Source organism: Colwellia chukchiensis (assembly GCF_002104455.1).
Taxonomy (GTDB): Bacteria; Pseudomonadota; Gammaproteobacteria; order Enterobacterales; family Alteromonadaceae; genus Cognaticolwellia; species Cognaticolwellia chukchiensis.
Genome location: NZ_NBOC01000003.1, coordinates 143,497 through 158,568, shown reverse-complemented (window position 1 = coordinate 158,568; position 15,072 = coordinate 143,497). Strand labels below are relative to the sequence as shown.

The following is a 15,072-nucleotide window of genomic DNA, read 5'->3' as shown; positions in this document are numbered from 1 at the left end:
TCAACTTACATGCTTGCAATTTGACCCTAACAATTGCGATAATTGCGCCCTTGAAATTTTCGAGGGGGGTTCCCTCTTACCTGTTCACGTAATAAATAAACGAGTATTAATTAATCTAATGGCAGAAAAACGTAACATTTTCCTTGTGGGCCCAATGGGCGCAGGCAAAAGCACCATTGGTAGAGAATTAGCAGATAAGCTACATTTAGAGTTCTTTGATTCCGATCAAGAAATTGAACGTCGTACTGGTGCAGATATCGCGTGGGTTTTTGATCTTGAAGGCGAAGAAGGTTTTCGTAAAAGAGAAGAATCAGTAATTGAAGACTTAAGTGAAAAACAAGGTATTGTTTTGGCGACTGGCGGTGGCTCTGTGATCAGTGCGCAAGTGCGAAATCGCTTATCAGCGCGCGGCATAGTCGTTTATCTTGAGACCACCATTGACAAGCAAGTTGCACGTACTCAGCGAGATAGACGTCGTCCGTTACTACAAACAGATGAAGAGCCGAGAGTTGTACTTGAAAAGTTAGCTGTTGAGCGTAACCCCTTGTATGAAGAAATCGCTGATGTGATTGTACAAACTGACGATCAAAGCGCGAAAGTTGTGGCAAGTAAAATAGTTGAGCGTCTAGACTTTTAAGCGATTCTTTATGAACACACTAGAAGTTAAATTGGGCAATCGTAGCTACCCTATCTATATAGACAGTGGCCTGTTTAACAATCGCGATCTGCTGTCTAAACATATTCGAAGTCAGCGAGTTTGCATCGTTAGCAATGAAATTGTTGCGCCGCTGTACCTAGCTCAAATCAAGCTTGCACTGAGTGCTTTCGACGTAGATGAAGTTATTTTAGCTGATGGCGAAGCTGAAAAGAACTTAGCAAACTTTGAACATATTATGTCGCACTTGTTGGCTGGAAATCATGGTCGAGACACGACCTTGATTGCCTTAGGCGGCGGTGTGATCGGTGATATCACGGGCTTTGCTGCAGCATGCTATCAACGAGGCATAGACTTTATTCAAATCCCAACCACAGTGCTATCGCAAGTTGATTCATCTGTGGGCGGTAAAACCGCCGTCAATCACCCCTTAGGTAAGAATATGATCGGGGCGTTTTATCAGCCCAAAGCGGTAGTGATTGATCTTGCCAGTCTTAACACCTTACCTATTCGAGAATTTAATGCTGGCATGGCGGAAGTGATCAAGTACGGCATACTTGGTGATGGTGAATTTTTTAATTGGCTAGAACAACATATTGATGCCATACAGCAAGGTGATGTTGCTGTGTTAACGCAAATGATCGAGCGTTGCTGTCAGTGTAAAGCAAATATTGTCGCGGAAGATGAAACTGAAGCTGGCGTTAGAGCGTTATTAAATTTGGGCCACACCTTTGGCCACGCCATTGAAGCGGATCAAGGCTATGGAAAATGGTTGCACGGTGAAGCGGTCGCCACTGGCATGGTACTTGCTGCAAAACTATCAGTAGCAATGAATTTGCTTGAAGTGTCAGATCTTCGTCGCATTGAAGCTCTACTTTCTGCGTTTGATTTACCCTTACAAGCGCCAGAAAATATGGGTTTTAACGAGTTTATTTGCCATATGCGTCGCGATAAAAAGAATTTAGCTGGTAAGCTACGTTTTATTTTACCTACCGCTATTGGCAAGTCTGAAATTAACGACGATGTTAGCGAGGACCTGCTTCAACAAATTCTATAATTTTAGCTAGAATAGGTGAAGCATGTCGACGTCCGTAAAAAATATCGACTTATCAAAAAACAAACCCAGTGTGACTCGCATCAGTGCCTTAGCACGCATAGATTATATCTTACGCTTTTCTAAACAAGCGATCTTAGTCATAGATGAAAGCGCTGAACAAAATGCCGCTATTTCCGGACAATTCTTAGCGAGCTTACCTGAGCAGCATAACGCTGCTTATATTTCCCTATCGAACCAGTTTAATGATATTCAAATTCGTTGCCGTGTTATTGAGCAACTTGCTAGTGGCGAACTATTCGATCCCGAAATATCATTAGCGGTGAGTGTGATTAATTTCGCGCGAAAGTCTGAGCAAACGATCAGTATCGTCTTAGATAAGGCCCAGTATTTACCATTGCAAATATTACATGAACTCACGCAATTAACACATATAGCAAAAAAGGCAAAATTATCGATTAATGTCGTTATGTTTGCCAGCGCAGCTGCAGGCAAGCAAGTAGCAGATAACAAAGCGCTATTTTCAAATAAATTGGCACTGCTATCAGCGCAATCGGGTCAGTTATTAGCGATGAGCTCTGCACTTTTTACTGACTCAGGCAATCATCGAGGCTTTTTACAAGAAAACAAAGCGTTAATGCTGTTATTAATGCTGCTATTTGTCGCCACCCTCATCACGATTATATGGCTACAGCAGGTCACTCAACAAGATACTTCGCCAATATTAGTTGATGAACCTGACAGTCCAGTAACGCACTCACAAGTTGAGCCAGCGCTTGTAGAGAAGAACATCGGCCTTGAGCACGCGGCTAGCAAAGACACAGCCGTGGTAAATCAGGCGCAAATACCGCAAGCACAAGTTGCTCATGTCAATGATATTTACCATGCGTTAGTTATGCCAAGTTCGTTTCCTAATGCCGCATTACCTGTTGAGGCAGCGTCTGCGCAGGAGATGTTTTTAGCGCTTAGCACAAGTAAAGCGGCTAATGAACAATTAGCAGACACTGGTGTTACACAGAGTCAGGCGCCGACGGCAATTAAAACCAGTCACACCAATCAGCTATCACAAGTACGCATTGATAATGAGTATTTTCTTAAGCGTTCCGGTTATGCCATTCAAATTGCGTTGTTAAGTGACTTAACATTACCGCCTGACTTTTTAGCTGAGCTGACCGCCATTAAGTATTATGGCTATCAGCGCTTACTTAATGGTAAACCTGTGCTCGTGATCACCAGTCAAATTTATGACGATAAAGCCAGTGCGCAATCAGCTTTAGCAGCGTTACCTCAGGCATTACTTACCCGACAGCCCTGGATAAAACCGGTTGCAGTGATTCACAAAGAAATACAGGCCTTACTAAGTCGCCAATAGCTTAAGCCGAGACAGATAATGGCGCATTATTAGCGATAATTATTTAATGCGTGCGCACTTGATACAGGCTACAATCCCCGCATATTGTTAAGATGCTTTTCATCTGTTATTAACTATTTAGGTCTGTAAGTACAATGAAGAAGAAACATCGAGCATTTTTGAAGTGGGCGGGTGGAAAATATGCGCTAAGCGATGTTATTAATTCATTACTGCCCAAAGGTGAACGCTTGATAGAGCCCTTTGTTGGCGCTGGTTCAGTATTCTTAAATAGTGACTATGAAGAATATTTACTCAATGATATTAATCAAGATTTGGTGAATTTGTATCGCATAGTGCAACAAACACCAGACAAATTTATTAATGATGCTCGGCGTTTTTTTTCAATTAAAAACAATCAGCCTGAGTCTTATTATCAGTTGCGTAAAGAATTTAATGCCAGTGCTGATCCTTATTTTCGCTCACTAGTTTTCTTGTACATGAACCGCCATGGCTATAATGGCTTATGCCGTTACAATAAATCAGGTGGCTACAATGTGCCTTTTGGCAAATATAAGCGACCCTACTTCCCAGAAGCGGAACTATGGCATTTTGCTGAAAAAGCGCAGAAAGCGGTTTTTATTTGCGATGGCTATCGTCAAACGTTTGCCCATGCCAAGTCAGGTGATGTGATTTATTGTGATCCGCCCTATGTTCCCTTGAGTAAGACAGCCAGTTTTACCAGCTATGCAGGCAATGGCTTTGGTTTAGATGAACAGGCAGATTTAGCGAATGTGGCTGAAGAAGTGACTAAAGTTTCCAATATATCGGTGCTGATCAGCAATCACGATACCATTTGGACGCGTAAAATATATGAGCATGCAAAAAAGCAGACCTCTATTGCGGTATCGCGAACCATAAGTCAAAAAGTGGGTAAACGCGAGAAAGTGGCAGAATTACTGGCGCTTTATTAGTTGTTTTACGCTGAGCTAGCTTGGAGCAACAAGGGCTACAATCGTCAGTAATGCACCAATAAAAATTGCCACCGCGATGATCCCAGCGAAAATAAAGTGGCTGATTTTACCCTGACTAAAATCTCGCTGTCTGTTTTTATCGCTTTGCACGCCAAAAAATGCTGCTGCGACGCTTTTTAGGGTATCTTTAAAACTCGTTAAATGATTCACTATTTCTGTGCCTTCTTATCATTAATTTCACCACTTAATCGCCTTATGTTAACTGAGCTATTACCAGTATGTGATAGTGCCGACATACAAACAAGTGCCTCGGCGAAATCTCTCTACGTTACCCACCATGGCAAGCGTATCGCTAAGTATTTATATTTTAGTTAATTTATCTGTGGTTAATCTTGATAATAATCAGCTAATATAGTTTGTAGCACAAGTACCACAAGGCGTGATCTTGGCGCATTAACCGCAACACTTAAAGTACGGAATTTATGTCAAAATATTTTGCCGGGGACACTAAGTTTACTGCACAAGTAAAAAGCTTGTTGAGTAAAGTTTACGGTTGCAGCCCTTTAAAGGATTCAGTATTGGAAAGAGCCATTGACTATTATCAGTCAGCGGCTAGTACTGATCACAAGTTAAACAAGCTGAATAAAGATATTGACTACCTAACGACAGTTGTCAGTACTAAAGTTGATGCAAAACAAAGTAAGCTTGAGCGGCAACGGCAAGAGTTCGTTAAGCAGCTGCGCTTTGAGAGTCATGAACGTTACCAGCATTTACAACAAATTTGCCGTGACATTATTGAGCTTTGTGAAGGTGAAAATTATGCAGAAACATTGCGTAAAAGTGCGCAATTTCTCGGTACCATCCAGCTATTATCGCCAACGGAAGGAAATAAAATTGCTGCGACCAACGAGCGACATAAACCCCTATACAAAGCAGTTTTAGCCTTAAGGTTATTGGACGAGGTTTGCCTGCAGCAATTACTACCCGATACGTATATCACAAGTGAATTAGCGAAAGTCTCGTCAAACGATGTGCGAGCCTTGCGTGGTGAAAATCCGGCTGCTTATCAAGGTTTTGTTGATGCCGTTAAAATTCCGGTACTGATGGCGGCGTTATTGCAAGATATTGGCAATTATCACCCTGATGCACAACGTATCATGCACGGCGCTGATGGCAAGCTCGATAAGTTTCGAACCCTCAGTACGACTGAGCGTAAAGCACTGCTACAAATCAACTATAGAGAAACCCTTACTTATTTGCTAAATGGCATTGGCGCCGGTATCTATTTAGGTAACTGTAAAACAGAGCGTTCGCACTTTTTGGCTGCAGAAAACAAAAAGCTAACATTTATTAAGCGTTTACTGAAAAGCAGCATTAACCCTAAGCTTGGTTTAGGTAATTTGTTAAAAGTTCCTCAAATATACAGCTCAATCGTGTTATCGACCAAAGCCAGTTATAACTACAAATTGCTGCCAAAAGTTTATCAGGCTTTATATCAAAACGCGCAGCGTGGTACTTGTAGTGTTGCCGTGGTGGAGGCTTTATATCAGATAACAGGTGACTTTCCACAAGGCTATGGTGTGATTTATGTGCCATATGAAGTGGATCAAGAATTGCGCTATGAATATGCTATTGTCAATCAACTCTACCCAGAAAAGCCAAATGAACCCAAGTGTCGAATGGCCACTCGACATTTAACCTTTATTGGCTTCGGCCATGACTTAATTATCCATGAAAGTCATAACCTTTACTTTGTTGCCACAGCGCAAGCCTTTTCAACCATCACCAAAGAACGATTAAATGAAATACTGGCCTTGCTCGCCTCAAACTACCTTGAGCGCAAAGAACTTGATTTACTTCCGCGCTGCTGGCATCCGGGTGAATATTTTGCTAGCAAAGTGCACCAAAAGTTATGGATTCGCGATCGATAGTCGCTGAGCCTAGTCGTGCCATGGTGCGCTGATAGTGTTATACGCTCAATGTGTTTAAAGTCGGCAGCTAAAAACAGTATTGGTGAATGAGTTGACTCAGTAACCTTTCAGTTTTATTAATTTCACTTAATGCTAAGAATTCGTTTGGTTGGTGTGCTTGTGCAATTGAACCTGGCCCTAACACTATGGTTTGACAACCCAATTGCTGAATAAATGGTGCTTCCGTGGCGTAATTCACCGCACAACAACTATGACCGGAAAACTGTTCAGCGTGACGCACTAAGTCGCTGTTCTCGTTTTGCTGAAAGCTTGGCGAGCTAGGGTCTAACTCAGTTATCGTTAACCTACCTGGATATTTTTCTGCAATGGTGGCTAAGCTATTGCTTAACCAAGCGACTAACTCTTCATCTTTCATGCCAGGTAGCGAGCGCATATCTATATCTAACTCACAGTGACCACAAATACGGTTAGCGTTGTCACCGCCATGGACGGCACCTAAATTTAACGTTGGCGTTTGCACATCAAAGGCGGGATTTTGATACTTTAAATTTAGTGCGTCTCGCAGTGTAAATAACTGACTGATCACCTGATGCATAATTTCAATTGCATTAACCCCTTGCGCTGGGTTACTTGAATGGCCCGCTTGGCCCTTAACCGTGATCTTGTGTGACATGTGTCCTTTGTGCATGACGACAGGCACTAGGTTGGTTGGCTCGCCTATCACAGCCACATCAGGCTTGATAATACCACTGTTAGCAAAAAAGCGTGCGCCTGCCATGGTGGTTTCTTCATCGGCGGTTGCCAACACATATAAAGGTTTCTTTAATGGCTTTTGCGCTAATGGCTGGCAGGCTTGTAAAATAAAAGCGAAAAAACCTTTCATATCACAACTGCCAAGACCAAAAAGCTTGTCATCTTTTTGGCTAAGTTTAAAGGGATCCGAATGCCAACGCTGCTCATCAAATGGCACGGTATCACTATGGCCTGCCAGTAATAATCCGCCAGTGCCGCTACCGAGTTTAGCGAGCATATTTAGTTTGCCTTTGAGTCCAGGCACCGCTTGTATGGTGATGGTAAAGCCTAAGGTTTCAAACCAAGCCGCCAAGAGGTGAATAACATCGGCATTACTCTGATCCCAGCTTGCTTGTGATGAACTGATACTGGGCTGAGCAATGAGTTGGCTTATGGCTTGGGTAAAGGTGGGTAGCTTATGGTTGAGCATCTGAGGTCACTCGTAAAAATATTTAATGGGTAATTATGCTAAATTGTTGCATAACTAGATTTATAATGATACTTTAACTGCACAATGTAAATAGCTTAATTAAACACCAAGATGAAAATGTTTGTAATTCAATCAACTCTGCGACGACGACAGTTTTTAAATTGTTAATTTAGGTAAGAGAAAGTTTTCTAGTTACGGTGCTAATTAGACAAAAACACTAGAAATTAAATAGTCAAAGTTGAATAGAATTGCAATATAAGCGTAGTGAAATTTATGCTGTTGCTGTTTTACTCACCATAAAATTAAGTGGTAGTTAAATGAAGGTCGTCGTTATTGGTGCAAGTGGTTATGTTGGTGCTGAGTTAATCGCTCTATTAACTTTGCATAACAAAGTCACACTAAAGCATTTATTGGTTTCTGAGCAGAGCAGTGCTCGCGGAAAAACTTTTGCAAAATTACATGCTCGTTGGCAGGGGATCTGTGATTTACCCCTGCAATCTTTTTCTCCGCAATGGTTTGAGCAACATTTGAGTTCAACGTCACACGATATTGACGCAGTATTTTTTGCCACCCCTCATGAGTTTAGCGCGCAATGGGCACAAGCCTTTTTAGATGTTGGCATTAAGGTGTTTGATTTATCCGGCGGTTTTCGTTTAAAAGATCCGAGTTTATACCCTCAACATTATGGTTTTGAGCACCAAGCACTGGCAGCACTAGAGAAAGCACAATATGGCTTAGCCGAGTGGCATGCCGACGGCATTGCTAACAGCGAACTAATTGCTGTGCCCGGTTGTTATCCGACTGCTAGCTTGCTAGCGCTTAAGCCAATTACCCAACATAAGCTGCAGCAAGAAAATGCCTTAATCGTGGTTAATGGTATTAGTGGCGTTAGTGGGGCAGGTCGTAAGGCGGCTTTATCAACAAGCTTTTGCGAGGTTAGCTTAACGCCCTACAACATTTTACAACACAGACACCAGCCTGAGATCAGCCAAGAGGCTCACGCTGACGTTATCTTCAACCCTCATTTAGCCCCTTATAAACGCGGCTTGCTTATTACAGCTACTGTGCCATTAAAAGCTCAGGTTAATGCACATCAGGTTGCCGAGGCTTTTACTCAAGCCTATCAAGGACAAAGCTTGGTGCGATTACGCGATAGCTGGCCAAAAATTGATGACGTTGCATATTCACCGTTTGCGGATTTGTATTGGCAAGTTGACGAAGAAAAGCAGGTCGTTGTGGTGAGTTGTGCCATAGACAATCTGCTTAAAGGCGCTGCTGCACAAGCGGTGCAATGTCTAAACATTAGTTTAGGCTTAGCCAGTGATCACAGTTTGCTGAGCCAAGGAGGTCAGGGATGAAAAAACCTCTGGTGATGAAAATTGGTGGTGCGATATTAGACGGCTACAATCAGGGCGATAAAACCGCATTAATGGCGTTATTAACCGTAATTTCACAGTTAAAAAATCAGCCGGTAGTCTTGGTGCACGGCGGTGGCTGTGTCGTTGATGAAATGCTTAAGCAAGCGGGCTTTAGCACAGAGAAAAAAGCGGGCTTGCGGATTACACCGAAAGCACAAATGCCGACTATTAGTGGTGCCTTGGCAGGTCACGTTAATAAGGCGATTGTTGCCTGCGCCGTGAACTTAAATTTACCCAGCGTGGGCTTATCGCTAGCAGATGGGCAAATGGTTAAGTGTCAATTAAGCACTAAGCAACTCGGGCAAGTGGGTGTACCTAGCCCCTATAACAGCACACTATTAGATACGCTTTTGAAAGCGAAGTTTTTACCAATTATTTCATCCATAGGCGCATTAGATAATGGCGACTTGGTGAATGTTAACGCTGACGATGCTGCGGTTGCAATCTGTCAACTTTTAAATGCCGACTTACTGTTATTAACCGATGTTAATGGCGTCAAAGGGGCAACTGGTGAGTATTTAAGCTCATTAGATCAGCAACAAGCTCAGCAATTAATTAAGCAAGGCGTTATCGCCGGTGGTATGACAGCGAAAGTCAATGCCGCGTTCCAAGCAGCGAATAAGTTACGACGAAGCATCGCGGTTGCCAGCTGGCAATCGCCAGAGCAAATTATTGCTTTGCTCGATGGGGGCAGTATTGGCACCCGCATACAACCGAGTGCTTGTTAAATATTAATAATAGTACTCGTTAACTTATTTGCTACAGGAACACCTTGATGAATTTAGCCCATTTTTTAGCTGATGATCAGCTCAATAAACAACAAATATTAGATTTAATCGCGTTAGCGCGGGCGATAAAGCAACAGCCAGAAAACTATTCTCATGCCTTGGCGGGTAAAGCCGTGGCCATGATCTTTGAGAAACCGTCCTTACGAACTCATGTCAGTTTTGATATTGGTATCAATAAATTAGGTGGTCATGCCCTTTATCTTGGCCAGCAAAATGGCAAATTGGGCGAGCGTGAGCGAGTCAGTGATTACGCGAAAAACCTTTCGTGCTATGCCGATGCCATTGTCGCGCGAGTATTTCACCATAGTGCGATTACTGAACTAGCAGCGCATGGCAGCGTGCCTGTTATCAATGCGCTGTGTGATGTATATCACCCATGCCAAGCATTGGCAGACTTTGTCACTTTAGCAGAAAATTTTCCCAACCTTGAGCAAGTCAAACTTGCCTATGTTGGCGATGCAAACAATGTTTCTAATTCATTAATGTTGATGGCGAGCATCTTAGGTGTCGACTTTACCTTGATCTCTCCCGAAGGGCATGGCCCAAATGAGGCAATTATTGCGCAAGCGCAAACCTTGAGCGCCCACTCAGGGGCGAAATTACACCTGAGCACAGATATTAGTGAGTTAGGGCAACAAGATGCTATTTATACTGACACTTGGATTTCTATGGGGGATGAAAATGCCACGAAGAAAGCAGCAGTATTAGCAACATTTTCTGGCTATCAAGTGAATCATCAATTAATGGCCAAAGCAGGCGCCAGCATTGTGATGCATTGTCAGCCGGCGCACCTTGAAGAAGAGATCAGTACCGCATTGTTTGATAGTGATATGTCAGTGGCGTTTCAGTCTGCTGAAAATCGCATGTGGGCACAAAATGCGGTCTTAGTCACGTTATTGGCTGACTAAGTTAGCACGTCATTGCAGTAGTAAACTCGACATAAATTTTAAAATACGCTATCTGTCTCGCCATTGGCTAGACTGATGACAACATATTGTAAAGGAAAAAAATCATGGCATTAGCAGCAAAGAAAAACATTAAAAAAGTCGTATTAGCCTATTCTGGCGGTTTAGATACATCGGCCATTATCCCGTGGTTAAAAGAAAATTATGATGGCTGTGAAGTTATCGCGTTTTGTGCTGATGTAGGCCAAGGCGAAGATGAGCTGACCGGCATTAAAGAAAAAGCCATCGCCTCAGGCGCTTCTGAGTGCCATGTCGTCGATTTAAAAGAAGAGTTTGTTAAAGACTATATCTATCCAATTATCAAAACGGGGGCGGTTTACGAAGGACAATATTTATTGGGCACGTCGATGGCGCGACCTGTGATCGCCAAAGCCCACGTTGAAGTCGCGTTAAAAGTTGGTGCAGACGCGGTCTGCCATGGTTGCACCGGCAAAGGTAACGATCAAGTACGTTTTGAGTCTTGTTTTGCCGCCTTAGCGCCGCAATTAACTGTGATTGCCCCTTGGCGTGAGTGGGATATGGTGTCGCGTGAAGACTTATTGGCTTATTTAGCTGAGCGTAATATTCCTTGTTCGGCGTCGTTAACAAAAATTTATAGTCGTGACGCCAATGCTTGGCATATTTCCCATGAAGGTGGCGAGCTTGAAGACCCTTGGTGTGAGCCGTCAAAAGAAGTGTGGACCATGACGGTTGACCCGCAAGACGCACCAGATGAAGCGGGCAAAGTCATGCTAAGCTTTGCCCAAGGTGAATTAGTGGCCGTAGACGAGCAGCCAATGTCTGCCTATCAGGCGCTGATGTATTTAAATGACAAAGCCGCTGCCCATGGCGTGGGCCGCATCGATATCGTGGAAAATCGTTTAGTGGGCATGAAGTCGCGTGGTTGTTATGAAACCCCAGGTGGCACGGTATTAATGGCGGCTTATAAAGGCTTAGAGTCACTGATTTTAGACAAAGAGTCGTTAAAGTATCGCGAAAGTATCGGCCATGAGTTTTCACATGTGATTTATGATGGTCGTTGGTTTACCCCGTTAGCGAAAGCGCAACTTGCTGGAGCGGCAACTTTTGCTGAGCAAGTTACCGGTGATGTTGTGGTTAAGCTATATAAAGGCCAAGCGCAAGTCACGCAACGTCGCTCGCCAAATAGCTTATACTCTGAAGAGTTTGCCACCTTTGGTGCTGACGATGTTTACGACCAAAAGCATGCGGAAGGTTTTATACGCTTGTTTAGTCTATCGAGCAGAATTACCGCCTTACACCAGGCAGACTCCGTCATCAAAAAGCAAAACTAAACCGCAGAGGATATTAGCCATGGCATTATGGGGTGGGCGCTTTAAAGGGCAGCCAAGTTTACAGTTTAAAAAGTTTAATGACTCATTGCCGGTAGATTATCGCATGGCAGTGCAAGATATTGTTGGCTCAATTGCTTGGGCCGGCGCAATTCACTCTGTGGGTATTATTAATCAACAAGAGTTAACACAGCTCACTAGCGCATTAAACGAATTGAAAGCGTCGGTGATTGAAAATCCACAGCAGATTTTAGGCTCAGATGCCGAAGATATTCATAGTTGGGTTGAGTTGGCACTGATTGAAAAAACCGGTGATTTAGGCAAAAAGCTGCACACGGGTCGCAGTCGTAACGACCAAGTCGCAACAGACTTAAAACTGTGGTGTAAAGAAACGGGCGGAGAACTCTTATTTGCCTTAGTGACCTTACAGCAAGCGTTAATGAACTTGGCAGAGCGGGAAAAAGACACGGTTTTACCTGGCTATACTCACCTACAACGAGCCCAACCCATCACGTTTGGCCATTGGTGTTTAGCGTATGTAGAAATGTTTAATCGCGATATTGGGCGTTTAAAAGATGCCATCTATCGCTTAGATGTGTCACCGCTTGGCTCAGGAGCGCTCGCCGGCACCGCGTATGCGATAGATAGAAATCAGCTGGCGCACAACTTAGGCTTTAGAACCGCCACCCTCAACAGTTTAGATGCGGTATCAGACCGAGATCATGTTATCGAGTTACTGGCGACGGCAAGTATTTCTATGATGCATTTATCCCGTTTTGCTGAAGACTTAATCTTTTATAATTCAGGTGAAGCCGGCTTTGTGGAAATGAGTGATTTAGTCAGCTCAGGCTCCTCACTGATGCCGCAAAAGAAAAACCCAGATGCTTGTGAATTGATTCGCGGCAAAGCGGGGCGAGTATTTGGCTCGTTAACCGGCATGTTGACCACCATGAAAGCCTTGGCCTTGGCATACAATAAAGACATGCAAGAAGATAAAGAAGGGCTGTTTGATGCCTTAGATACCTGGCAAGAGTGTATGGAAATGGCGGTGTTGGTGGCCGATGGCTTAAAGGTGAATCGTTCTCGCACTTTAGCTGCGGCGCAACAAGGCTACGCCAATGCCACGGAATTAGCCGACTACTTAGTCAGTAAAGATATCCCGTTTCGTGAAGCGCATCATATTGTTGGTGAAGTGGTGCTTGGAGCTATCGACAAAGGCGTACCGCTAGAAGATCTAACCTTGGGGCAATTACAAAGCTATAGTGAAAAAATTGGTCAAGATGTCTATCAACATTTATCCATTGAATCTACTTTAGATAAACGCGAAGCACTCGGTGGTACGTCTCGAGGTCAAGTTAAGCAAGCACTTGCCACGGTACAGTCGGGTGAGCGGGAAATATTGAATGAAAATGTTGTTGGCGCGCCGGGTAAACAGCAAACGCAAGTAGCCTTAAAGCAAGTTAAGCAGCGGCTTGATGCCCAAAAAGCCGCGGCTATGTCGGTGCGCCGCGCCCGCATGTCAGATATCGATAGTATCGCAAGCTTAGTGGATTATTGGGCGCAGCGCGGCGAAATTTTGCCCCGTAGTCGCGACAATATTATTCATGCGGTGCAAAATTTCGTCGTTGCTGAGGTCGAAGGCGAGGTGGTCGGCTGTGCATCGTTATACATTTATCAAACCGGCTTAGCAGAAATTCGTTCATTAGTGATTGCCGAGTCTGCGCATAAGCAAGGGCAAGGGCAAGCCTTAGTACAATATTTATTGGGCTTTGCTCATCAAATTGAGTTGCAAAAAATTATTGTTTTGACCTACATACCCGACTATTTCAAGCCGTTAGGTTTTAAGGTGATAGACAAGGCCTCATTGGCTGCCAATATAATTGAAGATAGCGAGCAAAGTCCACATAAAGACCCAGATGATGAAATTGCCATGGAATATATGGTTGATTCTGGCGATAAGCTGAGCTCAACAACACAAGTAAATTAACGGCCAAATTAGTGATGTAATTGAATGAATAGTAACGAAAATAATGTCAAATGGTTTAGAAGTGCGGCGCCGTATATTAATGCACATCGGGGCAAAACCTTTGTTTTAATGTTCAGTGGCGAGGCGATACAGCACGATAATTTTGCCAATATCATTCATGATATCGCGTTATTGCGCAGCTTAGGCGTTAAATTAGTTTTAGTGCATGGCGCACGCGTGCAAATTGAACAACGCCTAGCAGCGCAGGCCATAGCGCAGCATTTTGCTAACAATGTTCGTATTACTGATGCCGAAACCTTAGCGGCTGTTAAAGATGCCACTGGCTCATTGCGGATTCATATTGACGCATTACTGACCATGGGGCTTGTGAATTCGCCTATGCATGGTGCGCAAATTCGGGTCAGCAGTGGTAATTTCGTGATCGCCAAACCGATCGGCGTTCGTGATGGTATTGATTATAAATACACAGGACTTGTGCGCCGCGTTGATGCCCAAGGGATAAAAACTCAATTAAATTTTGGCTCTATCGTGCTCTTGTCCCCGGTAGGGTATTCTTCTACCGGTGAAGTGTTTAACTTGGCATTGGAAGATGTTGCTGCGCAAGCGGCAATCGCTTTACAGGCGGATAAATTGATCACCCTAACCGAACAGTCAGGGCTTTTAGATAATCAAGGGGCCTTGATCCGAAGTTGTGGGGTGGCAACCGTTAGCCAATTATTGCGCGAGCAAGAAGATCATGTACAGCAGCTACTATTAAAAGCTATTATTTTATGTGGTAAACAAGGTGTTGAGCGTTGTCACTGCGTCAGTTACACCAGTGACAGCGCGCTATTGCAAGAGCTCTTTACCCGTGATGGCTCGGGTACTTTAGTGGCGAAAGATCACCACGAGCAGCTTAGTGCCGCCAGTATTGATGATGTTGGTGGTATTTTAGAGTTAATTGCGCCGTTAGAAGCGGAAGGCGTGTTAGTGAAGCGTTCGCGCGAGCTGCTTGAGCTGGAAATAGACCGCTTTACGGTTATCAAAAAAGAAGATGTGATCATTGCCTGTGGTGCGCTTTATCCTTATCCCGAGGCAAAATCAGGCGAAATTGCCTGTTTAGTGATCCACCCTGATTACCGTGGCGGTAACCGTGGACTGCGATTGATCCAAGCCTTAGAGCAAGCAGCAAAGCGGCAAAATTTATCGTCAATATTTGTCTTAACCACGGTGAGTGCGCATTGGTTTATTGAACAAGGCTACAGCGAGCAAGCGATCGACAAGCTGCCCGAAGGCAAACAACGCATGTATAATATCCAACGCAAATCAAAAGCGTTTGCAAAAACTATTTAAAATTGATTACATATTACGCAAAAGCAACCTTAGGTTGCTTTTTTTTGCTCTAAATATCGCTATTTTTTACAATTGGGTAACAAAAGATTTCAAAGGTTAACTTTTTTAT

Annotated in this window: 13 protein-coding genes; 11 read left to right on the top strand and 2 right to left on the bottom strand. The window is 43.7% G+C overall.

Going from position 1 to position 15,072, the window contains the following annotated elements; all coding sequences use genetic code 11:
• The first annotated feature begins 118 nt into the window (after positions 1-118).
• The 4 genes from aroK to B6K83_RS05960 all read left to right on the top strand — a co-directional run bounded on the left by aroK (position 119) and on the right by B6K83_RS05960 (position 4,031).
• Positions 119-637 (top strand): shikimate kinase AroK, encoded by a 519-nt coding sequence (gene aroK, locus B6K83_RS05975; protein ID WP_085284050.1) that lies wholly within the window; start codon positions 119-121, stop codon positions 635-637.
• A 10-nt stretch (positions 638-647) separates the two neighbouring features.
• A complete protein-coding gene (gene aroB / locus B6K83_RS05970; protein ID WP_085284049.1) occupies positions 648-1,712 on the top strand; it encodes a 3-dehydroquinate synthase in 1,065 nt (354 codons plus the stop codon).
• A gap of 22 nt (positions 1,713-1,734) precedes the next feature.
• On the top strand, positions 1,735-3,081 hold the full coding sequence (locus tag B6K83_RS05965) for a hypothetical protein (RefSeq protein WP_085284048.1): 1,347 nt from the start codon (positions 1,735-1,737) through the stop codon (positions 3,079-3,081).
• A gap of 134 nt (positions 3,082-3,215) precedes the next feature.
• Positions 3,216-4,031, top strand: a complete 816-nt coding sequence (locus B6K83_RS05960; RefSeq protein ID WP_085284047.1) for a Dam family site-specific DNA-(adenine-N6)-methyltransferase — start codon at positions 3,216-3,218, stop codon at positions 4,029-4,031.
• Between the two features lie 15 nt (positions 4,032-4,046).
• On the opposite strand, the gene B6K83_RS05955 is transcribed toward B6K83_RS05960, so the two are convergent.
• Entirely contained in the window at positions 4,047-4,241 is a 195-nt protein-coding gene (locus B6K83_RS05955; RefSeq protein ID WP_198951663.1) for a DUF2970 domain-containing protein, read from the bottom strand.
• Positions 4,242-4,513: 272 nt separating this feature from the next.
• Between B6K83_RS05955 and B6K83_RS05950 the strand changes: the two genes are divergently transcribed.
• Positions 4,514-5,962, top strand: coding sequence for a hypothetical protein (locus tag B6K83_RS05950; RefSeq protein WP_085284045.1), 1,449 nt, complete (start codon positions 4,514-4,516; stop codon positions 5,960-5,962).
• 67 nt (positions 5,963-6,029) lie between these two features.
• Here B6K83_RS05950 and argE read toward each other — a convergent pair whose 3' ends face one another.
• The gene (gene argE, locus B6K83_RS05945) at positions 6,030-7,184 is read right to left on the bottom strand and encodes an acetylornithine deacetylase (protein ID WP_085284044.1); all 1,155 of its coding nucleotides are present in this window, start codon (positions 7,182-7,184) and stop codon (positions 6,030-6,032) included.
• Positions 7,185-7,501: 317 nt separating this feature from the next.
• Here argE and argC point away from each other — a divergent pair, with 317 nt between their 5' ends.
• The 6 genes from argC to argA all read left to right on the top strand — a co-directional run bounded on the left by argC (position 7,502) and on the right by argA (position 14,963).
• On the top strand, positions 7,502-8,542 hold the full coding sequence (argC, locus tag B6K83_RS05940; RefSeq protein WP_085284043.1) for an N-acetyl-gamma-glutamyl-phosphate reductase: 1,041 nt from the start codon (positions 7,502-7,504) through the stop codon (positions 8,540-8,542).
• On the top strand, positions 8,539-9,330 hold the full coding sequence (argB, locus tag B6K83_RS05935; RefSeq protein ID WP_085284042.1) for an acetylglutamate kinase: 792 nt from the start codon (positions 8,539-8,541) through the stop codon (positions 9,328-9,330). The genes argC and argB overlap by 4 nt, the downstream gene beginning before the upstream one ends.
• Before the next feature lie 47 nt (positions 9,331-9,377).
• Positions 9,378-10,298: an ornithine carbamoyltransferase gene (locus tag B6K83_RS05930; RefSeq protein WP_085284041.1), complete on the top strand. Its 921-nt coding sequence runs from the start codon at positions 9,378-9,380 to the stop codon at positions 10,296-10,298.
• Between the two features lie 104 nt (positions 10,299-10,402).
• A complete protein-coding gene (locus B6K83_RS05925; RefSeq protein WP_085284040.1) occupies positions 10,403-11,647 on the top strand; it encodes an argininosuccinate synthase in 1,245 nt (414 codons plus the stop codon).
• Between the two features lie 19 nt (positions 11,648-11,666).
• Positions 11,667-13,631: an argininosuccinate lyase gene (argH, locus tag B6K83_RS05920; RefSeq protein ID WP_085284039.1), complete on the top strand. Its 1,965-nt coding sequence runs from the start codon at positions 11,667-11,669 to the stop codon at positions 13,629-13,631.
• 24 nt (positions 13,632-13,655) lie between these two features.
• The gene (gene argA, locus B6K83_RS05915; protein ID WP_085284038.1) at positions 13,656-14,963 is read left to right on the top strand and encodes an amino-acid N-acetyltransferase; all 1,308 of its coding nucleotides are present in this window, start codon (positions 13,656-13,658) and stop codon (positions 14,961-14,963) included.
• The last annotated feature ends 109 nt before the right edge of the window (positions 14,964-15,072 follow it).